Source organism: Olivibacter sp. XZL3, from assembly GCF_004368405.1.
Taxonomy (GTDB): domain Bacteria; phylum Bacteroidota; class Bacteroidia; order Sphingobacteriales; family Sphingobacteriaceae; genus Olivibacter.
Genome location: NZ_SBJH01000067.1, coordinates 190,778 through 213,185, shown reverse-complemented (window position 1 = coordinate 213,185; position 22,408 = coordinate 190,778). Strand labels below are relative to the sequence as shown.

At 42.6% G+C, this 22,408-nt stretch carries 17 protein-coding genes; 9 read left to right on the top strand and 8 right to left on the bottom strand.

The window, feature by feature from the left end:
* The first annotated feature begins 167 nt into the window (after positions 1-167).
* The 8 genes from rny (at position 168) to EPX21_RS15530 (ending at position 8,749) form a co-directional block, all read left to right on the top strand.
* Complete coding sequence (gene rny, locus EPX21_RS15565; protein ID WP_134090617.1) at positions 168-1,721, top strand: ribonuclease Y; 1,554 nt, start codon at positions 168-170, stop codon at positions 1,719-1,721.
* A 166-nt stretch (positions 1,722-1,887) separates the two neighbouring features.
* On the top strand, positions 1,888-2,415 hold the full coding sequence (locus tag EPX21_RS15560) for a DUF962 domain-containing protein (protein ID WP_134090616.1): 528 nt from the start codon (positions 1,888-1,890) through the stop codon (positions 2,413-2,415).
* Between the two features lie 191 nt (positions 2,416-2,606).
* Positions 2,607-3,599, top strand: coding sequence for a glycosyltransferase family protein (locus EPX21_RS15555; protein WP_134090615.1), 993 nt, complete (start codon positions 2,607-2,609; stop codon positions 3,597-3,599).
* Positions 3,596-4,933: a GH1 family beta-glucosidase gene (locus tag EPX21_RS15550; protein WP_134090614.1), complete on the top strand. Its 1,338-nt coding sequence runs from the start codon at positions 3,596-3,598 to the stop codon at positions 4,931-4,933. Before EPX21_RS15555 ends, EPX21_RS15550 begins: the two co-directional genes overlap by 4 nt.
* Positions 4,934-5,163: 230 nt before the next feature.
* Positions 5,164-5,766 carry an FKBP-type peptidyl-prolyl cis-trans isomerase gene (locus EPX21_RS15545; protein ID WP_166670784.1) on the top strand — a complete coding sequence of 201 codons (603 nt, stop codon included), beginning with the start codon at positions 5,164-5,166 and terminating at the stop codon, positions 5,764-5,766.
* A gap of 6 nt (positions 5,767-5,772) precedes the next feature.
* Complete coding sequence (locus EPX21_RS15540) at positions 5,773-6,669, top strand: aldo/keto reductase (RefSeq protein WP_134090612.1); 897 nt, start codon at positions 5,773-5,775, stop codon at positions 6,667-6,669.
* Between the two features lie 29 nt (positions 6,670-6,698).
* Positions 6,699-7,556, top strand: a complete 858-nt coding sequence (locus EPX21_RS15535) for a sugar phosphate isomerase/epimerase (protein WP_134090611.1) — start codon at positions 6,699-6,701, stop codon at positions 7,554-7,556.
* Positions 7,557-7,768: 212 nt separating this feature from the next.
* On the top strand, positions 7,769-8,749 hold the full coding sequence (locus EPX21_RS15530; protein ID WP_134090610.1) for an endonuclease/exonuclease/phosphatase family protein: 981 nt from the start codon (positions 7,769-7,771) through the stop codon (positions 8,747-8,749).
* 4 nt (positions 8,750-8,753) lie between these two features.
* Here EPX21_RS15530 and EPX21_RS15525 read toward each other — a convergent pair whose 3' ends face one another.
* The 8 genes from EPX21_RS15525 to EPX21_RS15490 form a co-directional block, all read right to left on the bottom strand.
* Positions 8,754-9,839 (bottom strand): glycosyltransferase family 4 protein, encoded by a 1,086-nt coding sequence (locus EPX21_RS15525; RefSeq protein WP_240768701.1) that lies wholly within the window; start codon positions 9,837-9,839, stop codon positions 8,754-8,756.
* A gap of 87 nt (positions 9,840-9,926) precedes the next feature.
* Positions 9,927-10,910 carry a lysylphosphatidylglycerol synthase domain-containing protein gene (locus EPX21_RS15520; protein ID WP_134090608.1) on the bottom strand — a complete coding sequence of 328 codons (984 nt, stop codon included), beginning with the start codon at positions 10,908-10,910 and terminating at the stop codon, positions 9,927-9,929.
* A gap of 6 nt (positions 10,911-10,916) precedes the next feature.
* Positions 10,917-12,092: a glycosyltransferase family 1 protein gene (locus EPX21_RS15515; RefSeq protein ID WP_134090607.1), complete on the bottom strand. Its 1,176-nt coding sequence runs from the start codon at positions 12,090-12,092 to the stop codon at positions 10,917-10,919.
* Between the two features lie 251 nt (positions 12,093-12,343).
* Positions 12,344-12,781, bottom strand: coding sequence for a retropepsin-like aspartic protease (locus EPX21_RS15510; RefSeq protein ID WP_134090606.1), 438 nt, complete (start codon positions 12,779-12,781; stop codon positions 12,344-12,346).
* A gap of 13 nt (positions 12,782-12,794) precedes the next feature.
* The gene (mdh, locus tag EPX21_RS15505) at positions 12,795-13,733 is read right to left on the bottom strand and encodes a malate dehydrogenase (protein WP_134090605.1); all 939 of its coding nucleotides are present in this window, start codon (positions 13,731-13,733) and stop codon (positions 12,795-12,797) included.
* A gap of 236 nt (positions 13,734-13,969) precedes the next feature.
* The gene (locus EPX21_RS15500) at positions 13,970-16,312 is read right to left on the bottom strand and encodes a BamA/TamA family outer membrane protein (RefSeq protein ID WP_134090604.1); all 2,343 of its coding nucleotides are present in this window, start codon (positions 16,310-16,312) and stop codon (positions 13,970-13,972) included.
* Positions 16,260-21,545, bottom strand: coding sequence for a translocation/assembly module TamB (locus EPX21_RS15495; protein WP_134090603.1), 5,286 nt, complete (start codon positions 21,543-21,545; stop codon positions 16,260-16,262). The genes EPX21_RS15500 and EPX21_RS15495 overlap by 53 nt, the downstream gene beginning before the upstream one ends.
* Before the next feature lie 282 nt (positions 21,546-21,827).
* Positions 21,828-22,010 carry a hypothetical protein gene (locus EPX21_RS15490; protein WP_134090602.1) on the bottom strand — a complete coding sequence of 61 codons (183 nt, stop codon included), beginning with the start codon at positions 22,008-22,010 and terminating at the stop codon, positions 21,828-21,830.
* A gap of 169 nt (positions 22,011-22,179) precedes the next feature.
* Here EPX21_RS15490 and EPX21_RS15485 point away from each other — a divergent pair, with 169 nt between their 5' ends.
* Positions 22,180-22,401, top strand: a complete 222-nt coding sequence (locus EPX21_RS15485) for a hypothetical protein (RefSeq protein WP_134090601.1) — start codon at positions 22,180-22,182, stop codon at positions 22,399-22,401.
* Positions 22,402-22,408: the final 7 nt, after the last annotated feature.

Genomic DNA, 22,408 nt, shown 5'->3' with positions numbered 1-22,408 from the left:
ATTGAAACCTATTTTTGACTGCGGTTTTTTTTTGCGTAAACCTTTAGGACTTTCTTTGTAAAGAAGAGATGCGAGCTAGAGGATGGTTTGGAGCAATTATGGGTTCTAGAAGCGGAGATGACGTTATCTCCCGATTCTAGTATCAACTAAATATATATATAAACAACATGGAAATAGTAATTTATGTGTTATTAGGTTTGGCTATCGGCGTATTAATCGGACGCTTTTTACTTCGTAGCCTACTTAAGAAGCAAGAAATTGCAGCGCAGAATAAGGTTAAACGTATCCTAAAAGAGGCTGAACAAGAAGCAGAAATGCTAAAGAAAAATCGTTTGTTGGAAGCGAAGGAAAAATTTCTACACTTAAAAGCCGAACATGAACGTGAAGTTAACCAAAAAAATAATACGATTAACCAAAAGGAGAACTCGCTCCGCCAGAAAGAACAATCACTTAATTCCAAATTAGAGCAGGTTAATCGCGAGAAGCAGGAACTGGATAATATCAAAAAGAACCTGGAACGTCAGATTGAGCTTAATAACAAAAAACAAGACGAAGTGGAGCATTTGAAAATGCAACACATCAAACAACTGGAAACGATAGCGGGCCTGTCAGCGGAAGAAGCAAAAGAGCAGCTGGTGAACAATTTGCGGGAAGAAGCGCGCTCAAAAGCAATGATCCAAATAAAGGATATTGTCGATGAAGCTAAACTTACAGCCAGCAAAGAAGCAAAGAAGGTGGTTATCCAAACTATCCAAAGAACAGCCACGGAGAGTGCCATAGAAAATACAGTTTCTATATTCAATATAGAGAATGACGAAATTAAAGGACGCGTTATTGGTCGTGAAGGGCGGAATATCCGAGCACTTGAAGCGGCTACCGGCGTTGAAATTATTGTAGATGATACGCCCGAAGCTATTATCTTATCGGGCTTCGACCCGGTTAGACGTGAGATAGCACGACTGGCATTACATCGGCTGGTTACCGACGGACGTATTCATCCGGCCCGTATTGAGGAGGTGGTGGCTAAAACGAAGAAACAAATAGAAGACGAGATTGTCGAAATAGGCGAACGTACGGTCATTGATCTGGGTATTCATGGTCTACATCCCGAATTGATCCGCATGGTAGGAAGAATGCGCTACCGATCGTCCTACGGGCAAAATCTACTGCAACACTCGCGCGAAGTAGCCAATTTCTGCGCAACAATGGCCGCAGAGTTGGGCTTAAATGTAAAGCTTGCAAAACGTGCCGGTTTGCTGCATGATATCGGTAAGGTGCCTGATGATAATCCCGAGTTACCGCATGCTATTTTAGGTATGCAGCTTGCCGAGAAATACAAAGAACATCCGGAAGTATGTAATGCCATTGGTGCTCACCACGATGAAATTGAAATGACATCGCTCATATCTCCGATTGTTCAGGCTTGTGATGCTATTTCCGGTGCCCGCCCCGGCGCTAGAAGAGAGGTGGTAGAAAGTTATATCAAACGTCTTAAAGAGCTCGAAGAACTGGCCCTTTCGTATCCAGGTGTGGAGAAAACCTTTGCAATTCAAGCGGGTAGAGAGTTACGGGTTGTGGTGGAAAGTGAAAAGGTGACGGACGCACAGGCTGAAATATTGGCGGCAGATATATCAAACCGCATACAAACTGAAATGACTTATCCAGGACAGATTAAGGTTACTGTTATCCGGGAAACTCGATCAGTTTCCTTTGCGAAATAGGTAGGTCGCAATACCGCGGTTGCGGGGAAAGCATCACCTATTCGGCCTGAGTCGAGCGATCATCAATAGTTTAACTGCCCATACCGCCGGCAGGCATACTGATCGCTCGGCTTCATATGTTTTCTCGGAAGGAATATATTTCGCTTCAGTATCAAACAAGAATTTTATGTCAGTACAGGTTAAATCGACGAAGCAAGCCCAAGTTACAAAGCGCCCGATAGATCTTTATTTCGAGCAATATGCGGAACATCACCAGCACCGGGTAAATAAGTTGATTCATTGGATATGCGTTCCGCTAATTGCCTTTAGTATTTCTGGATTGGTTTGGTTCATTCCTTTTCCTGAACTCAATTTTCTGGGCAGATATAACGGTTTTATCAACTGGTTTACCATCGCAATGGCACTTGTGGTTTACTATTACCTGCGTTTGGCGCCTGCCTTATCTTACGCTATGCTTTTTAGCTTTGGTGTTTTTAGCTATATCATTGTACAATTGGAATATTGGGAAAAAGCCGGTGGCCCAGCACCCTGGTTGGTATGCCTAATCATTTTTATCATAGCTTGGATTGCACAATTTGTCGGACACAAGGTTGAAGGTAAAAAAGCATCGTTTTTAATTGATGTCAAATTTCTTCTGATTGCGCCCATCTGGTTGTGGCATTTTATTTTTAAGAAATTAGGAATACCTTACTAGTTTTGAGGTATTACGGCGTAGGACTTAAGCTATGTGCAGTGCCTTGTAAGCTTTAAACGATAAGCCGTTCAGGCAAGGCATCCTGATACTTGAGGCCTGATGCCTATGTCCCCTAAAGAAACCGATTTTTGTTCACAAATAATTAACTTTAACCTAACCAAAATATTAAGTAGAGTAGTTATCATTATCAAATGAAGATATTGTATGCGGTTCAAGGGACGGGTAATGGACATTTGAGTAGAGCGATGGATGTTATCCCCTGTTTGAAAAAGAGAGCAGATGTAGACATTCTCGTAAGCGGTATTCAGGCTGATTTGGAATTACCTTTTGACGTCAAATACCGTAAGCATGGGCTTAGCTTTATATTTGGAAAAGCGGGGGGGGTGGATCTTTGGCGGACTTTTATGAGTAATAAGGTTCGCGATATTGTAAAGGAAGTGAATGAAACGCCTGTAGAAGATTACGACCTGGTGATAAACGATTTTGAACCGGTCACGGCTTGGGCCTGCTATTTACGAGAGCATCCCTGTGTGGGAATGAGTCATCAATCAGCTGTTCTAGATCCAAAATCGCCGAAACCAGAGGAAGTAGACATGATGGGTAAGCTGATTTTAAAGCATTATGCACCCGTTGATGTAAGTTATGGCTTCCATTTTCAGCCTTACAGTCCTTCCATATTTACGCCGGTGATTAGAAAACAAATTAGAGAGCAAGAGATTAGTGATAAAGGGCATTACACGGTATATTTGCCAGCGTACGACGACGCTCGTTTATTGAAAAGCCTGTTGCGATTCGACCACGTTCAATGGGATGTTTTTTCAAAACATAATCGCGTGCCGTTTTCAATAAAGAATGTAAATGTTCAACCTATTAACAACCAAAAGTTCGTGCAAAGTATGGCCTCCTGCCACGGTATTTTATGTGGTGCGGGCTTCGAAACACCGGCCGAAGCCCTCTTTTTGGGTAAAAAGCTGATGGTCATTCCGATGAAAAATCAATACGAGCAGCATTTGAATGCGGCAGCACTGAAGCAAATGGGCGTACCCGTTATCAAAAATTTAAAATCGAAAAATGACGAGAGCATTCGTAATTGGATAGAGGCGGACGAGCGGGTAAAGGTGGCTTACCCCGACAATACCCAAGATATTGTAGATAAAATTTTAAGCATCCATCTTAGTATATGAAGCGCGATTTGTTTGGTGAGGATTTCATATGGGGCGTGTCTACGGCCGCTTACCAGATTGAGGGAGGACATAATATGGGCGGCAAAGGACTTTCGATCTGGGATGTTTTTAGTCAAAAGAAAGGGAGGATTCGCAACGGGCATCATGCTAAAGTGGCGTGCGACTTTTATAATCGCTATGTCGAGGATATCCTATTGATGAAACAGTTGAATATTCCACATTTTCGCTTTTCTATCGCTTGGGCGCGTATTTTGCCTGTTGGAATAGGGGAGGTGAATCAGGATGGAATAGATTTTTATAACGGCGTTATTAACACCTGTATCGAGCAAGGAATAACACCTTGGGTAACACTGTACCACTGGGATCTGCCACAGGCCTTAGAGGACAGAGGAGGCTGGACGAACCGTGCAATAGTCGACTGGTTTGAGGAGTATGTCCGTATCTGTGTTGATTCTTTCGGTGATCGTGTAAAACGCTGGATGGTTATGAACGAACCGGTGGCATTTGTCGGTGCAGGTTATTTCTTTGGAAAGCATGCTCCGGGGCGGTGGGGCTTGCGCTATTTTTTGCCAGCTGTACATCATGCTACCTTAAGCATGGTTCGAGGGGCCAAGGTCATTAAGGAACGCTATCCAACAGCTGTGGTAGGCACCACCTTTTCGCATTCAGTGTTAGAACCAATAGCACTTAAAACCATACATATACAGGCACTTAAAAGGGCAGATGCTGTCATGAATCGCTTGTTTTTGGAACCCATCTTAGGTATGGGCTATCCCGTAGATGCCGTTAAAGCACTTAAGAACCTTAGAAAATATATACTTCCCGGCGATGAGGCGAACATGCGTTTTGATTTCGACTTTATCGGGCTGCAGACTTATACGCGCGAGGTGATCCAATTTTCCATGCTGATGCCATACGTATGGGCCAATATCGTTGAACCACGCAAACGAGGGGTAAAGCATACAACAGCCATGGATTGGGAGATCTATCCTCCTTCCATATACCAAGCGCTTAAAAGATTTCAAAGCTACCCTAACATGCCACCTATCATTATTACCGAAAATGGAGCGGCGTTTACGGATGAGTTAAGCGACAACCAAGTTTACGATTTAGAGCGTAAGAAGTATCTTCAAGACCATATTCAGCAGGTATTGCGTGCGAAAGAAGAAGGTGTCGACGTACGCGGATATTTCGTATGGACCTTTACCGACAACTTCGAATGGGCGGAAGGGTATTATCCAAGATTCGGCTTGGTATATGTCGACTTTGAGACACAAAAACGTATCGTAAAAGAAAGCGGGAAATGGTATAGCGAATGGCTGCGACCTAGGTGAGTAGTTGTAACACGGACACCGTCGCAAATAACTGAAGTAAAGCTTGTGCAGCTGACGGCTGATTTCTGATAGCCGAAGACCGGTTGCCGATTCAAATAATTTTTTTATGTTTGCTTATCATGATCAAAGCATTAACTATTATAGGTCTAGTAGCGATATCCACATTACCTGCATTCGCACAGCAAAAAACGAAAGAGAAAGTAATATCCAAGCAAAATAAAACAACCCCTATGTTCGAAAGCAAAATCGACTCCGCCTCTTATGCATTTGGCTTAAGCATGGCCAGAGATTTGAAGAAGAGAGGATTAAAGAATCTAAACGGCAAATTAGTCGCGCAGGCAATTGACGACTATTTTTCAGCGAATCCGCTCCGTATAAAGGAAGAGGAGGAGTATCAAGCCATTAGTGAAGTGTTAACTGCAGCAGCAGAGGACCTGAAAAAAGAGCAGACAGCAGCCGGTGATTCCTTTTTACTACAAAATAAAGCAAAGCCGGGTGTGCATACGACTGCTAGTGGCTTACAATATGAAGTTGTTAGGAATGCGGACGGGCCGAAACCTTCCGAAACGGATTCGGTAACCGTAAATTATAAAGGAGCGCTCTTAAGCGGAAAAGTATTTGATAGCTCGTATGATCGCGGAGAACCTATCTCTTTCCAATTAAATCGTGTTATTCAGGGATGGCAAGAAGGGCTGCAACTAATGCCTGTCGGATCACATTATCGTTTTTATATACCCTATCAGTTGGGGTATGGTGAACGCGGGGCCGGAAACGATATTCCTCCATTCAGTGTTTTGATATTCGATGTTGAGCTACTTAAAATAGGAGGCTAACAACCTATGAATGTACTGGGCAAATCCGATTTACTGGTCAGTGAAATAAGCTTTGGCTGTATGTCTTTAGGAGAAAACCAATCGCATGCAAGCCACTTGCTACGCAAAGCTTTTGATAATGGCATCAACTTTTTCGATACGGCCGATCTATATGACAAGGGTTTGAACGAAACCTATGTTGGCGAGGCACTAAAATCGATACGGAAAGAGGTCGTTATCGCTACAAAAGTGGGAAATCAATGGCGGTCTGACGGAAGTTCCTGGGACTGGAATCCTACGAAAGAATACATTCTAAAGGCGGTGGAACAAAGCCTCCGTCGATTGCAGACCGATTATATCGATTTGTATCAACTGCACGGTGGTACCATAGACGACCCGATAGACGAGACAGTAGAAGCCTTCGAGCTGTTGAAGCAACAAGGGAAAATCAGGTGGTATGGAATATCTTCTATTCGGCCAAACGTTATTCGCGAATACGTAAAGCGGTCTAACATCGTATCGGTTATGATGCAATACAGTCTGTTAGATCATCGCCCGGAAGAGGCGGTGTTGAACTTGTTGGCCGATCATGATATCAGTGTAATCAGTAGAGGTGCCTTAGCGCAAGGTAGATTACTCGGAAAGAAAGAAGGGGATTACTTGCAATTCACTTCGAGCGAAGTGGCCAAGGCTGCGAAAGCCGTTCAAAGAATAGCGATCAAACGCGGAGTGCGCAATGCTACGGTAGCCTTGGCCTATGTGCTTGAAAATCCCGCAATAGCAACGGCAGTAACTGGCTTTCGCACGGAAGAGCAGCTAGACGAGGGCTTGAATATTTTGAAAAATAGACCGCAGTTATCGTCGGATGAATTGCGGGAGCTGAAGGCGCAAGTTCGAAGCTTTGCTTACGATAGTCATAGATAAGATAAACTCACAAACCAAATAAAATCAAGATGAACTATAAAAAACATGTACGCAGAGGCTTGATGGCTTTAATGGCCATCGTTTTTACAGCCAGTGGATTAAAGGCACAGGATCGGCCGGAAGAGAAATTAGGATGGAAACTAGGGGCGCAAGCCTATAGTTTTAATCGATTTACCTTCGCAGAGGCGCTTGCGAAAATTGACAGTTGTAAATTGAAGTATGTTGAGGCCTATCCGGGACAGACTATTGGCGGCGGTATAGAAGGTAAGATGGACTTCACCATGAGTCCGGACAAAAGGGCGGAGGTGCTACAGTTGTTGAAGGATAAAGGGCTCACATTAGTGGCTTTCGGTGTAGTAAACGCCAATTCAGCTGAAGAATGGCGTCAGCTTTTCGAATTTGCCAAGGCAATGGGCATTAAAAACATCAATACGGAGCCAAAACAAGAGGACCTGCCTTTAATCGGCAAATTGGCTAACGAGTTTAAAATAAAAGTATCTATTCACAATCATCCTAACCCAACTCATTACTGGAGTCCAGAGATCGTGTTAAACGCCATTCAGCTAGCAAATAGCAAATATGTGGGTGCATGCGCAGATATCGGTCACTGGGTACGTTCGGGCTTGGATCCTATCGAATGTCTACAGAAGTACAAAGGGCATATTAATCACTTGCACTTTAAGGATTTAAATGAAAAATCAAGAGATGCCCATGATGTACATTGGGGCACTGGCGTAGGAAACATAAAGGGCGTCATGCAAGAGCTGAAAAAGCAGAAGTTCAAAGGCATGCTTTCCGCCGAGTATGAGTATAATTGGTTAGCCAACTCTGCTGATATAGCTGTCAGCGCCGAGAACTTTAGAACGTTCGTCAAAGAGCTGAAATAGATTGAACGGAATTTTTAAGGTCAAAGTGCCTTAAACTAACAATATAAAGGCCATTGCATGCGTTGCAATGGCTTTTTTTATTATTGCCTTGCTATGTAACGTCGCAACTATTAGCGCTGTTGTTAATCGCGAAAAAATAACAATCCTTTAACAATTACACGACTTTCTGTTTACCGTCCCATTCTAATTTTATAGAAAGAAAGCTTATTTTTATGGATCTTATTCTCCGTGGTAAACTAAGCAGCAAATGGATGAACCTCTTTTTTATAACCTGTCTTTTGTTTTTAGCGGTAAAGCGGTATTTCCAGATCTGCCGCGTACCAATGCAGAGCAGCGCATTAATCAGTGTGGCGTCTCATGTCGATTGGGAGTTGCCAGCTAACTATGAAGGTGAGTTCTCGGTAATTACCTATAACATAGCAGGGTTACCTCAGATCATCTCCAGTGCGGTTACCGAACGCTCTTCCAGCATTGCCGAAATTGGTCGGCGTCTAAATGATTACGATATTGTTCACGTTCAGGAGGATTTTAACTACAACAGCTACTTATATTACGGCGGAAATGAGCATCCTTTCAAAACGAAAACTAAAGGGGCGGTCCCTTTCGGAGACGGTCTTAATACACTTTCGAAATATCGTATAACAGAAATACGAAGGATCCCTTGGAATAATTGTACAGGCGCCGATTGCTTAACGCCAAAAGGTTTTACTTTCAGTAAGATAGAAGTAGGTAAAGGGGTGTATATCGATTTTTATAATGTGCATGCCAATGCTGCAGACGATCCTGCTGCTGCAGCAGCCCGACGAAAGAATATGATTCAATTGTCAAATTATATTAAAGAACACTCCGGCGATCGAGCCGTTATTGTGATGGGCGATTTAAACGCTCATTTTTGCTATGAACACGACAATATTCGCGATCTGCTTTCGCAGAATCAATTGAAAGATGCTTGGATATACCTGAAAGGGAACGATTGTTTTCCAACTTTTAGAGAATTTGTAAAGGAAGACATTCTAAAGCTGAATGATGACTGCGAGTCTATTGACAAAATACTTTACCGAAGTAGTGCGGAATTGCTACTTACCCCCAAGGCGTACCGCTTGGAAAACGAGAAGTTTAACACCAAGGACGGTATCCCACTGTCCGACCACTGTCCTGTTAGTTTGTCGTTCGGTTGGAGACAATTACAGTGAGGACTTAATTATGCAACTTTAAAAATTCTTTATAGTATGCTTTGGCCATTTTTTTCCAACCATAGTTCCTTTTTGTATAATTGACGGATGCCGCTATTTTTTCTTCTGACAAAGGCTGTCCCATGAATTCGTTTAGTTTTTGAATCCACTCTTCTGCGTGCCCGCTTTTTAACAGAATACCGTTTTTATTGTTTTTAATGGCATCAGGAATGCCTCCGGTGCGGGCAGCAAATACCGTCGTTCCGCATAATGCCGCTTCCAAACAAACCAGTCCAAAACCTTCCATGTCGCCTTTTACCTCAATATTTGGCATAATAAATAAGTTGGAATGATGTAATATGTTTAAGATCTCGTCAAAGGGGAGTCTACCCAAGTGCTTCACTCTTTTCCGTATTTCTACTTTGTTTAACAATTGACGCAGCTTCGGCTCGTCTGTGGGAGCTCCGAGAAACAAGCCGATCCTGTTTCGGATAAAGGGAGGTAGTAACCTCAAAAAGCGCTCCTGTTTTGTAGGTTTCCAGTGAAATGGCCCGATAAACAACAGGAGATAATCGTGCTGCAAATGCGGTATAACATGCTCTATAAACCAAGAAAAACCTTTCCTTTTAACGGGTCTGCCCATGGCTACCAGCAATTGTTTTCCCCGTATATCAAGGTGGTATCTCGACTGAAAATCGTCATAAAAACTCAGCGAGAATTTATATGTAAGGATTTTCTCGTCTACCCCGTTCGGAATCACCCGTAACTTTTCATCCTGAATGCCGACGGCACGTGCTATACTGGCGGTGGCTTTACTCACCGCCAATATAAGATCAAAACGGTTCATCCTGGGAAGAACAAATTTTTTATATAAATAGCTCGGAAAAACCACATCCAAGCCATGGATTGTAACCGTATGCTTAACGCATCTATTAAACCTACAACACAACAGATAATAAGATGCAATCAACGCGTCGTTAAAGTGGATAATTCGAATGGTTGGATATTCGTTAAGGTAGCGTCTAATGTTGCGTCCAAGCGTTAGAAAAAAGTGGAGTCTGCTCCCTATTCCTTTATAAATTAAATCGTGTGCGATGCATAACCTTTTCATACCCACTATGAGTTCAAAACTATGTTTTTCCATACCGCCTGTGGCGGGAGGATGCTTGTGACTGACGAAAAGAACCTCCATAAGTGATTATAGTGCTTGAAAATTGGCGCTTCCCTTGTGATAAACTAAATAACTTATACCGCCTAAAAATAACCAGATGAATTGACGAACCCTTCGCAGGACAGATACGCTAAGCCATATGCTGCCGGTGATACCCACAAGTCTTAGCATAAATTGGTTGCCATATTCTTCAACGCCTATTTGGCCCGGAATAATAGCGCCTGCCGACTTAAAAAAGATGACGCCCATATCCATTGCTAAACTTTCGGCAACATGGACGTCGATATTTAAAAACTGAAGAATGAGTAAAAACTCCAATGAGCCGGTTAGCCAGTGAAGAATAAAGAACAAAAAGGATAACAATAACGCCTTTTTTTCAAGGCGATAATACTTCCTTGTTTCATATATTGTGTTGTTTAACGTTAAATGGAAGGGATCAAGGTATTTATTAGAGAATGTAGAATATTTTGCCCAGCCGGGTTTGATCAAACAAAAGAAGAAGACAAGCAATAATCCAGCGAGAGATAAGGCTACGGTCAGGTAGGTATAGAGTAGCCTTGTCGGCTCACCCGAATCTTCGTCACCGCGGTATAGGAGAAAGGGGAGAGCCAGGGCCGATAAAAGAAGCTGGGAGACTATCATTAGAAAGCGAGAGACCACCACCGATTTAATAACAACCGTTCTTTCGATTCTGTAAGGTTTTAATAGTTCGATTTTCAGGAAATCGCCGCCTATAATGCTGCCGGGGTTAAACAGGCTCACCGTTTCGCCAATCAGTCTGACCCAGAATAATCGGTAAATGGTAATTTGCTTTCGCTGTTGACCCAGGCAATAAGCCCAAGCAATCGTGCCGAATAAATATGCTAGCGATGTAAGTACTAAGATCCAGCAGAAATTCCAGCCGACTAGCTTGACGGATTGAAATAATTGTTCACTGTCAAAGTGGCGCGCGTAAAGTGCTAATGATATCCCGACAGACAAAAATAATATGACCTTAAGAACTCGCAGCATTCGGCGTCAAGACGTTAGTTTGTAAATATTTGGGATTTTTCCCAATTGTTCTATGTCATGGAAGTAAATGGCCGCTAAGCTATTCCAGTCACGTTTTGCACTTTCCTTCAATCCAAGTTCTTTAAACGCTTGATAAACAGTTTGTGTATTCAGCAGTATTTCTATGCGGTCAACAAACTCATCCCCGTTATTAGGATCACAGGTAAAACCGGTCACACCGTTCTCTATTAAATCTCTGGATCCTCCACCGTTCGCAATAATGCATGGTAAACCCGAAGCCTGCGCTTCCAATATCACATTACCATACGCTTCACTAACAGAAGGAAATATAAATATGGTGCTGGAGGCATAAAGCGTAGCTAATTCTTCATGGTCAACATGTCCTAAGAAAATAGCTCCCATCATCTGATGTTCGCACGCTTTTCGAGCTGAACCGTCGCCCACAACCAAAAAGTTGCACTTAATTCTCCGCTGCTTAATTAAACGAAATATACAAAAAAGCATTTCTAAGTTTTTCTCCCATACTAAACGGCTGACGAATAGTAAGGTAGGAAGCTCGTTTCCGGTTATTTTTTGGAGTTTTGTCAGATCCTGTTTTTGTGGATTAAATAAATTACTATCAATTCCCCTTTCCCATATTTGCATCCTAGATGCGTGAACGCCGTGACCGATCAGCTCCTGTTTGATGCTTCTTGTCGGAACATAAATATAGTCGCACTGATTATAAAACAGTTTTTTTGTAAGCGAAACGAATTTTTTCGCTGGACCTATAAGAAAAGGTATATGCTTTAAATAGTAGTCGATATAGGAGATAAAGTGCGTATGGTAAATCGTAATGACTGGAATATGCCGTTTGCCCGCATAAGCGGCCGCGAAATGCCCCAGGAGTGACGGTGTAGCGATATGTATGATATCAGGAGTAAAATCATCAAGCCGGCGTGTTAACCGCCGTTTAACGAAAGAAGGAATCGACAGAGAGTAATTCCGGTTTGAAGGAATTTTGATGGTTGGAACTTTTACGGATTCAAAGTGTAATAGTCGGTTAGGACCATCACCGTAAATGAATATAAACTCGAAGCGATCCGTTGGGATTCTTTTAATTAGCTGAAACATGGTTCTGGATGCACCGTCTTTATCCTCATGTAAGATTTCAGCGAAGAACGCTACTTTAATTTTTGACATAGCCTATATTCGGTATATCTATAAAGCTAGGTGTTTAAATTAATGACAACATTAATCAATTGTTATGAATTCATCATATGATGGAAGATATTCTTTTAACGAGCTCGTTTTTTTCACAAAGGCGTAATGCTTTTTTAAAATAGTGTTAATGCAGGTGCTGTAGATTTGTATCAGAGTTAAATAGTAATTGATTCATGTAAATTAGGTTTGGTTAAAATTGGGAAAGGCTCGCTGCGAAGCGTGCCTTTTTTTTATGGACTTTTCTTTGTTTTTTTGAGCGTTAGCGTCATTTTGCCGTAATCTATGACACCTCGATATTGCGTCAATATGTCGCCTCCGATTACGCCGATCACCGGATCAACAGAGAGGTTTTCGTAAGCAAAATTAATAGATGACAGATCCAGCACGGCGACTTCGAAATTTTTCAAATGAAAAGCGCCTATTTGAATGTCTGGAAGCTGCCAGGTAAAGCTCTCCATACTGGTTGTACCCAGTCCTGTTGAGACCCGATCACTGCTTTTGAGCCGTTGAGTGCCGATATGGCGTTCTACGATAGTTTTATCAAATACGGTTTTTGAAGCCCCAGTGTCTAATACGGCTTTAAAATTTTGTCCGAAAACAACAACTTCCACTAATAAGTGGAAGCCATCGTCTTGCAGATTTAATAATGCTAGTGGTATTTTAATCATTAAGATATTAATTTTAGATGATCTTACTTTCTGAAAGTACATTGTTCATACTCCTTACAGCCTCGGCGCTTTGTTTGAATTTAGCTTTTTCTTCTTCGTCCAACTGGAGTGTTATTATTTTTTCAGCGCCGTTTTTGCCGATGATAACCGGAACACCGAGGGTGATATCACGCTCCTCATAGTCGCCATCCAAATATACCGATGCAGTAAACAGCTTTTTCTGATCTCTTATGATACTTTCCACCATCGAAGCGATAGCAGCTCCGGGTGCGTACCAAGCGGAAGTACCAATGAGCTTGGTTAAGGTAGCTCCACCAACCATGGTGTCACTTACAATTTGCTCTTGCTGTTCCTTTGATAGAAACTGGGTAACAGGTATACTATTCCAGGTGGCGTGCTTTACGAGTGGGATCATTGTGGTGTCTCCATGTCCACCGATGACAATTGCGTTTAAGTCCGAAGGCGATGCGCCGGTTTGTTGACTGATCTGATATTTAAATCGGGCAGAATCTAAAGCGCCTCCCATGCCAATTACCCTATTTTTTGGTAAGCCCGTAGCTTTGAGTGTGAGATAGGTCATGGTGTCCATCGGATTAGAAACAACTAGAATAATGACCTCTGGCGAATATTTTAATAAGTTTTCGGCAACCGTTTTGACAATATCTGCATTGGTCCCGATTAGTTCCTCACGAGTCATACCCGGCTTACGTGGTATACCTGAAGTGATAACAGCGACAGTTGATCCTGCGGTTTTTTCATAATCATTCGTCACTCCAGTAATCTTTGTGTCGAATCCCAAAAGGGCCGCAGTCTGACTAATGTCTTGGGCCTTGCCTTCGGCCACTCCGTCTTTTATGTCAAGGAGTATCACTTCTTCCGCAAGTTCCTTTCTAGTGATGTTGTCTGCAGCGGTTGCGCCAACAGCACCGGCGCCAATGATGGTTATTTTCATAACTTTATGGATTAAATAATGCTTTAAACTATTGTTTTTACCTCAGTTCCGCACGTCGGTAAAATAACAAAAAGGATCGGCAATGGCAAGTCGAGTTGTCAGTTACGTGGTCGACGGCTTTTAGTTATCACGATAGACCAATAAGTTAAGTCGGTGATAAGTTTTAAGTAAGCAGGAGCCTGCGCTGCTGCCGCTGCTTACTCAAATACTTAAAACCAAAAACTTATCACATATAACTAAAAAGGATAACCTATTGCCAAATTGAAGACTAAATTGTCACGGCGCCAATCGGGGTCTCGGAAATTGATTTTATTCAATACCCAACGTTGGCCGTCGGGTAGGTAAGGGATGCGAAAAGGAATGGCCAGATCGGTTCTTAGAATTAAGAAAGTCAGATCAAAGCGTAGGCCTAATCCTCCACCTACCGCAAATTCTTTATAAAAATCCTTAGAGAACTTACCCCCCTGAAATACAGTGTCCGCATTTTGAAGCCAAATATTTCCGACGTCAACGAATGCTGCCCAATCTAGGATACTGACAATTTTCGCTCGATATTCTAAGTTAAATTCCATACGGATGTCACCCGTCATGTCCGGAACGAAGTTATCATTTCCGAAGCGTTCCGGATTATAAGATCCCGGTCCGATAGCTCTGGCCCGAAAGGCACGCAAGCTGTTGGGGCCACCAGCAAAGAACTGTTTAGCGTAGGGTAATCGCGTCGAATTCCCATATGAATAGCCATAACCGAATAATGCACGCGCGGCGAGTTGCTTGTTTTGGCCTAGCTTCATGTAGTGGCGGTATTCGAGCTCCGTCTTAATATATTGGGAGAAGGCCGCATTGAAAATACTATCTTGCCTGCCTTTACGTACATTTGATCCCAAAATTAAGCCGACCGTATTTGCGGATAAGTCCAATCCCCCCGAAAAATAGGAAGTGTGCGTCCTATCGGTTTCCATTGTGTTCGTGTAGGTGAATTTATAATTCGGACCAAACGTAAACTGCCTATCGATGGCCCGTTGTAAATAGGGAAACTCGGTTGCTAAGCTATCATAAAAACTTGTAACGTTAACGGGTTGTACATATGCTATATCCAAAATGTTTAGTTGGTGCGTTTTTTTAGCCGATTCCTGCCAATTGTATCCCCAAGCAAATCGTAAGGAATTCAAACGGTATGCCTGTCGTCTATTCAGGAACTCATATCCCACTAAGGTCGTTGTATGAGGTACAAATCGGCGGGTCGGTTCCCAACCGAAGGGTGCAATGATACGCGGCCAAGTAAGTGCGGCCTCTAATCCATACCGATAGAAATTCGAATTTATATTGACGCCTCCACCAGATTGTACTTCGTAACCTCCGTATGCAGTCAGACGCAATAGCTCAGCCCCTTTAAAAGCATTCCGGTGGCTCCAGCTTACATTGACTTCCGAGCCGTTATATACTGCTGCCGTTTTACCCAATAATTCGACCCGTACTGCTTTCTTTTGTTGAGGCGTTAAATAATAATGAACGTCCAGTTTATTGGTCGTTCCGCGGTCAACGGGAATGAAATTGTTCTTTACGAATCGAAAAGTTCCCATACCAACAAGCTGACTGATTGTTTGGTTCTGTTGATCCCGATTGTAAAGATCGCCTTTGTGAAAGGACATCGTGCGGGCAAGGGCAAACTTGCGGAAAGTGCGGTTTGGGTCTATAAAATAGTACCCTTTATACTCTTCGGATTCTTCCGGTGTCGCAATTTCATAATTACCCTGCGTTAGTGAATATTCGGGATATATAAAAACGTTATTGATAGTATACGGTTGCTTGGCGTTTTCCGGCGTCTCCTTCTTCAGTTTGACGTTCATGTCAACCATGTGGTCGCCGATCATGCTATCCACTTGTACCAAAATGTGGTCAGGACTGAAGAAATAATATCCCTTTTCTTTAAGGACATTGTCTATCCGCTCCCGTTCAGCTATGATTCGGTCCAGGTTATAAGGTCGGCCAGGCTGAAGTAAGGATTCTTTTTGGGCCTGTTTTAATACCTTTCCTATCTGCGTGTTTGTATCGGCCTCATAGGTAACCTTATTAATGCGATAAATCTGATTGGTTGTGGCTACGTAGTTTAGCGTTGCCTTTCTGTTTTCGATAGAGGTGTCTGCAGTCACGTAAGCATTAAAGAAGCCGATGTTCTCAAGTCTGTTTCTGACAAGATTTTCGTTATAGGCAACATTGACATCCTGCAATAACACCGGTGGTTCACCCACCTTCGTTTTGAGCCAATGTTTAAAACCTTTGTTTTTCGTAGGTTCACCAGCGATGTTGTAAAAATAGAGCTTTGGACGCATGCCTAAAATGGACTTATTGGGGCGGGGCCTGAGTACCCCTTCCAGCTGTTCAGTTAACGGGCCTCTAAACCGATCGGGAATTGAATCGTTATTTAGCTCTACCTCACCTTTTACATAAAGGTTCTCACCTTCCTTCAGGTATTTAACATTACTACAGGAAGCAAAAAGTATTAAAATAGCTATGTATATATAAATTCTACCACTCATCGCTGCTTTGTTCTTGTTTTTGCTCTGTGAATTCTTCATCATTCCGATAGGCTTTGTTCAAATTTTCAGGATAATCTGTCTCAGTCGGACGTTGCTTTTTGTCCTGAGGTAATTCGTTATCCTCAACTTCGTTGTTAGTTTGATTGTCTTGACGACGTTTTATGCTGTCCTGATTACTCTTTTCTTCCTCATCATTCTTATCAAAATGCTCCTTCAGCTCTTCTGCTCTTTCGTGGTTGAGCTTTTGAAGACGCTTTGCACTCATAAACAATTCCCTAAACTCATCGTAATTCATGTTGATGATGAAGCCTAGTCCGGTTTCGATAAATTGACCTTGAAGCGTCACCTGGTATTGGTTCTTTCGGTAGACCCGCGCTATATACCGTCCATCTCTTGATAATTGATATTCTACCGAGATATCACCTGCAATATTGGTCGCTTTTTGCCCCGGCTGGGTAGCACCTTCTAACTCAAAATTCGAGCCAACGGTAACTTTTAATCGGTTATCCAACATTCTTTTGGAAACACCCACATTCAAATCGGTTCGCGTTTGCGCCTGACCAGTACTATAATCATCCGCCGTAGATTGAAGATCGAAATTTAATTCAACCCCGGCAATGAGATCGCCCGCTAGCTTGTTTAGCTGACTCGTCAGCAAGCTACTAACACTCGACCGAACCATCGTTTCCGTGCTAGATCCCCCAGCGCTAGAGAAAGGATTTTCTGCTATAAACCTGCCTAGTACAATGAGTGCAAAGGTCTGTTTATTCATTTCCGACGGATTGTCTCTCAGCTGTGCGAGCTTGGATTCTACAGTTTGCGTGACGTCCTGCGAAACGGTGCTCGCATTTCCTCCGGTTCCTAAATCAATATCAAAAGATATCTCAGGTTTTAGCATTTTTCCGCCAATATGCAGATTAACATTAAAAGGAAGTCGTTGCCTGTAATAATTCGCTTGTGTACCCGCAACTTGGTTTTGTACCAAATCGATGGGTTGTGCCTGTAAGGTGTAGATAGCCGTCATATTGAGGTCTGCATCCATTACATCGCCGCCCCAAGTAATTGTGCTTCCTTTTTTGAAATCGAACCTCCGCTTAATCATATTAAAGGACAGGGCATAATTACCTTCTTCGATCTCATAGGTTCCGGCCAGGGTCATGTCGCCGCCTGGATTGATGCCGAAATTGAGTAAAGCTTGGCCTTTAACGAATAACTGATCTCCCGTTCCCGGATCAACGATCACCGTAAATGCCGCATCTTTGTCTACATCGATATTTAGCGATATGTCCATTCCGGTAATGGCACTGCTTTTCGTCTCAACGGTGTCATAAACAGCTAATAGCTCCGCGCTGTCTTGCGCGCCCAGACTCGTGAATTCTACAATTCCCTCCCGTTCTACCAATCCAGGGTCCGTTTCCGGCATTGTCAGCGTCATGTCGGTGTTTTCGTTTACTCTTAACGTCCCATTGACAGTAGGACTTGCAGCTGCACCACGAATACGTAAATCGGTGTCGATGTTGAGTTTTCCATAGAACAGGTTATTGTCTACTTCAGTCGAATTTAAAACCTGGAAGTCGTTCGCTTTAATGTCCATGCCGAGCGCAAAGTCGGTATAGGTGCTTGTTCTGACACTCCCATTGATAACAGCCTTATTTCCTATACTGTCTGTTAAAGTGAATTGTCTAAAGCTTAAGCCCTGGTTATTAAAATTTATCCGTTGCTGATCCATGCTGAACGTGGCATTCAACATAGAGATATTCATTTTCGCTTGGTTAAAGACCAAATCCCCATTAATTGCCGGAGCATCCATGCTGCCCGTTATATCCAGCTTTCCGGAAATACCGCCTGATGTACGACGGAGATTGCCAAAGCTGAAGGCTTCTATTGTACTCATTTTGAGGTTGTTGACTACCAAGTCAAAATCCATCGTCGATTCAGCATCCAATGGGGTGATATAGTCGCCGCTTAACCGAATATCGTTTCCACCTCCCTGAATGGTAATGTTTGCATTATAAGTGTTCTCTTTTGCATTATTGACTTGCAAGCCAATATCTCCTATGGTGTCATTGCCGAAATAGAAATCGTTGATTGTTATATCAGATGTAAAGACCGGATAACCATCGAGACGGTCGACTAAGGCACTGCCGTTGATTCCCCCTCCTAAGTCGAGATTTGCACTCTCAACCATATTCGCGAAGGTTTCTATACGGAAGTCTTTAAAGTTGACTGCCAAAGGCGAATTTGGGACGGAGTCTTGGGAGGATATCATCAGTTCTTTTCCGTTCTGGCTCAAATCAAAATGAGAGGCCAGCAACCCGCTTTTGCCAAAACTAATGGAGTTTTGCGGGTTGACAGACCATTGGTCATAGTTTAACATTAATCCGCCCTCTTTTAGAGAGAATACGAAATCTTTGGCAAGCGCTTTTAAGTTAGCGCCTAAATGATATTGTTCTTTGCCGCTTTTATCTTTGATCCACAAGCCGGCATCGATAGCGCTGTCTTTTATGGTACCGCTTAACAAGGTGTTGTTTATTTCGATACTCGACAGCTTGATGCTATTAATTAATGCGGCATAATAGAGGGTACTGTCCAAGGTGTTGACATCAAAACTTACGTTTTGTATTTCGGTTCCACCGTATACGGCTTTTGGGGCAACGCCTTTGATGTTAATTGATTTCGTTTCGCTGTTGAAATTTCCGTCTAGGGTGACTGGCTGCATCTCTGTCAATTCCGGCATTACGCGAATAATAAGTGGCGATCTTCTGAAGGTAGCTCCGAATTCAATTTGGGCTGGATCATAAGCGGGGACGGTATCCGGCAATCCCGTTTTTTTATCGACGCTAGGGTTGGGATTATAGTAAGCATTAAGCACATCCTGGAAGGCGTATGAGAGCGAACTTAAGCTGTATGACCCGATCATGTGTGCGGTAAGAAATTCAGAACGCAACTGCACAAGATGTTGGCTGCTATCCGATTGTGCGATTACGCTGATGGTATCCAAGACATATCGATCGGTATTATAAGCGATAATCGCCTTCGCTAAATCCAGGCGTCCATTTAGGTAGTCCGGATCCGCTGAATCGAAATTGGCGGTCAAATTACCATGGAATCGGATATTATCGTTGGTGAGTTTCAAGTTTTTTGTATTGATGCTGTCCACCAGCAAATCCAAATTAAACTTCGGATATTTCTCTTTTAAGTCGGCAAATGCCTGCATTTCCATGCTTATGTTCGGATCTGTGCTGCTAAGAGTAGCTTCTACATCGCCGTTATCCGCTTTAGCCCCTAAATTGATATCGGTATATGTGTATCCCATCGCTTCAGCACTGATCAGCTTTGCTTTCACATCGGCCACCAGCTTCGACGGATCAAGGCCTTTTCCATTGATTTGCGCAGCAAACGATATTTTGCCCAAGGTTGAATCCATCTTCATTAAATGGCCTACATTCACGTCACGTATATTAATATCTGCATCGTAACTGGTATCTCTGTGTGCGGCATAATTTGCTCGCAAATCGGCACTTCCAATAGTGGATTGAAGATGCATATTAGTAGCAAATTGATTGAGTCCGCCTTTGAACAAACCATTCAAACGCAGCTCCCTTGGCAATTCAATACTGTCGGGAAGCATACTTTTTGCTATTAGACGATCGAGATCCCTTTTACTGGTTTGCAGGTTTTTTAGGTTTAAGTCGGCATAAAGCCTATCTACATCGGGCAGTCCTCTCACAGACGCGCTGGCCTGCAGGCGCGTTTGGTCTAATGTGCTAAATTCAACATTTGGAATTTGAAGATTATCTACGCGGCCTTTTATTTGTCCATGGATAAAGAAGGTATGTGCAAGGAGGGGGCTCATTATCTCCATGGTGTCGAGGCTGGGCACCAGCAGGACGACATCTTTCATACCTAATTTACTCTTTTGGATATTTATGTCCAGTTGGATTTCGCCGAGGCGATCGGTAATCTGCTCCAAGGAAGGATAACTTACGCTCGCGTGATTTCTGATAAGTGTATTAGGCGTTTCAATGTACAGGTTTTCTGCAGTAGCACCCTTTTCCGTATAAACGAAGTCGGCTTCCGCTTTATTGATTGCAAAGCCACTTCTGTCTTTGAAGTTGAGCTGCTTCAGCTGGCCGCTTATTGAGTCGATCGAAAAGAAAAAATTGGACATCTTCAGGTCCACGTTTGTCACATCGAGGTTTCCATAATCCATTCCCTTCGCAATTCGGGGTTGATTCGCGTCGAAATAAGCCAGTCTATTTTTTCCAACAATCAAGTCTCCTATATTTACCTGCCAATTCATAGGCGCGGTTTGTATGGTGTCGGCTGTAGAGGGGCTAGAGGCTTGCTTTTGTATTTTTCCGAATGCAATTTTTGCCGTGTTATCGTCCAATACGATTTGTTTGATGTCTATTCGCTCGCCGTTCAAGTCGATACGGTTGAAATCAACCAAAAGGCGATTGAAAAGAATGCTGGCATTTAGCGCGCTCACTTCGTCTATGTATTGCGCTTTAATGTCCTCGAAGTTTACACTACCAAGTTGAATATCCGGAAGGGGCGCTTCTTCTCCTACAGCCTGTTCTACACCAAGGTCATCCGTGGAAGGCGCATCTGACGAGTCGGCAACGGCCCATTGTTTGACAGCAGTATTGATTCCTTTTACGTTGATCTTTGGAATCTCAAAGCGCATATTGTTTAAATCGAAGGTCTTGATCCTTGTATCGAAATGCCCTAAATTGAAATCGGCGCTTGTACCGATTACATCGTCTTGATAGACAAGACGAATGCGATCTAAGTTGATACGGTCAATGGAAAACTCCATGGCCGAAGTCGTGTCTTCCGGTTTAGGCTCCGTTTGCTCTTCACTTACAAACGCACGCACAATGTAATCAAAGTTAAAACTACTGTCGGGCAGCGTTCGATCAATTTTAGCGGTAATGCCCCTTAAGTCTATTTCGTTTATTTCTACCTTGTTATTTAGAAGCTTAAGTAGGCTGATATCAACTTTTAATTGATCACCAGCAAGCAGTGTATCCTGTTTTTGGTCTTCAAAATAGACGCCCTCAAGCACTAGTAATTTAGGTAAGTCCAGGGAAACCCGTTCAATTTTGACAGGCGTCTCGATCTTTTTCTCTAGATACGATACAACCTGTTGTACTAAAAAATTTTGAACAGCGGGAATACGAATTAAAATGAAGATGAGTAGTACTAAACCAATAATACTGCCAATAATCCATAAGACAGTCTTGAGTGCAATTCTTCCAACCTTATTCAAAATGCTATATGCTTAAAAGTGTTTTCAAATTAGTATGTTTTTTTAATGCCTTTGACAAAATGTGTTCCTTTTCTGTATTGTCAATTGTCCGTCTGATATAGATATCCCTTCATTCACGGGCATTAAATGTTCGAAAAAACAAAAACAAAGGTATTAAACTTTAGTAAAAAACGTTTTAATATAACGTACGTTCTATATCGACTATTATCGACTCTTTATTGCTTTAGCTGCTTTTATGTATCTTTTGCTCCAACATGTACGGTTTTTATGTTACAATCACAGTTAGGTAAGCAGCCACACAACAGTTAGGACGACAACTATTAAGGTCAGCACCCAGAATAAAAGCCAGCCTGCACTTTTATCAGTTTTTTCAAATGCTTCTGGCGCGGGTCCTGGATTCTCTTTGTTAGCAATATAATCCTCCTCAACCTGCGTTTTACTGCTGTTTTTGTCACTTTGAACCATCTCCCTTATAAATTCGCCAACGGTTAACCTTAAAGTCTCTATACCGCTTGTACTTTTTTTTATGTAAACACCACAATAAGGAAAAGGTTTAGCTTGATCAGCGCTTTCTTCTAATATTTAAATAACAAAGGCTTCTCTAGATTGTATTATAGATACAAATAGTTTTAATATGCACACAGATAAAGAGATTAAAGACTGGGTCTGCGCACATATCAGTCAACTTTTAAAAGAGGATAGGGATACCGATGAAACTGAATTTAAAGCCAGTATCACTATACCAGATGAGCGAGGAGTAGCGCATCCTTATACGGTATTTTTAGAACAGAGCGAGTTGGACGGAAAGGAAGAGTGGGTCGTGCGGAATATCGTTAGGCCGGAGCAATTGCAATAATTAGGAT

Bases quoted from the DNA above. Each gene is read 5' to 3' on its own strand.
- rny (WP_134090617.1), top strand. From the start codon at position 168: ATGGAAATAGTAATTTATGTGTTATTAGGTTTGGCTATCGGCGTATTA.
- EPX21_RS15560 (WP_134090616.1), top strand. From the start codon at position 1,888: ATGTCAGTACAGGTTAAATCGACGAAGCAAGCCCAAGTTACAAAGCGC.
- EPX21_RS15555 (WP_134090615.1), top strand. From the start codon at position 2,607: ATGAAGATATTGTATGCGGTTCAAGGGACGGGTAATGGACATTTGAGT.
- EPX21_RS15550 (WP_134090614.1), top strand. From the start codon at position 3,596: ATGAAGCGCGATTTGTTTGGTGAGGATTTCATATGGGGCGTGTCTACG.
- EPX21_RS15545 (WP_166670784.1), top strand. From the start codon at position 5,164: ATGTTCGAAAGCAAAATCGACTCCGCCTCTTATGCATTTGGCTTAAGC.
- EPX21_RS15540 (WP_134090612.1), top strand. From the start codon at position 5,773: ATGAATGTACTGGGCAAATCCGATTTACTGGTCAGTGAAATAAGCTTT.
- EPX21_RS15535 (WP_134090611.1), top strand. From the start codon at position 6,699: ATGAACTATAAAAAACATGTACGCAGAGGCTTGATGGCTTTAATGGCC.
- EPX21_RS15530 (WP_134090610.1), top strand. From the start codon at position 7,769: ATGGATCTTATTCTCCGTGGTAAACTAAGCAGCAAATGGATGAACCTC.
- EPX21_RS15525 (WP_240768701.1), bottom strand. From the start codon at position 9,839: ATGAAAAGGTTATGCATCGCACACGATTTAATTTATAAAGGAATAGGG.
- EPX21_RS15520 (WP_134090608.1), bottom strand. From the start codon at position 10,910: ATGCTGCGAGTTCTTAAGGTCATATTATTTTTGTCTGTCGGGATATCA.
- EPX21_RS15515 (WP_134090607.1), bottom strand. From the start codon at position 12,092: ATGTCAAAAATTAAAGTAGCGTTCTTCGCTGAAATCTTACATGAGGAT.
- EPX21_RS15510 (WP_134090606.1), bottom strand. From the start codon at position 12,781: ATGATTAAAATACCACTAGCATTATTAAATCTGCAAGACGATGGCTTC.
- mdh (WP_134090605.1), bottom strand. From the start codon at position 13,733: ATGAAAATAACCATCATTGGCGCCGGTGCTGTTGGCGCAACCGCTGCA.
- EPX21_RS15500 (WP_134090604.1), bottom strand. From the start codon at position 16,312: ATGATGAAGAATTCACAGAGCAAAAACAAGAACAAAGCAGCGATGAGT.
- EPX21_RS15490 (WP_134090602.1), bottom strand. From the start codon at position 22,010: ATGGTTCAAAGTGACAAAAACAGCAGTAAAACGCAGGTTGAGGAGGAT.
- EPX21_RS15485 (WP_134090601.1), top strand. From the start codon at position 22,180: ATGCACACAGATAAAGAGATTAAAGACTGGGTCTGCGCACATATCAGT.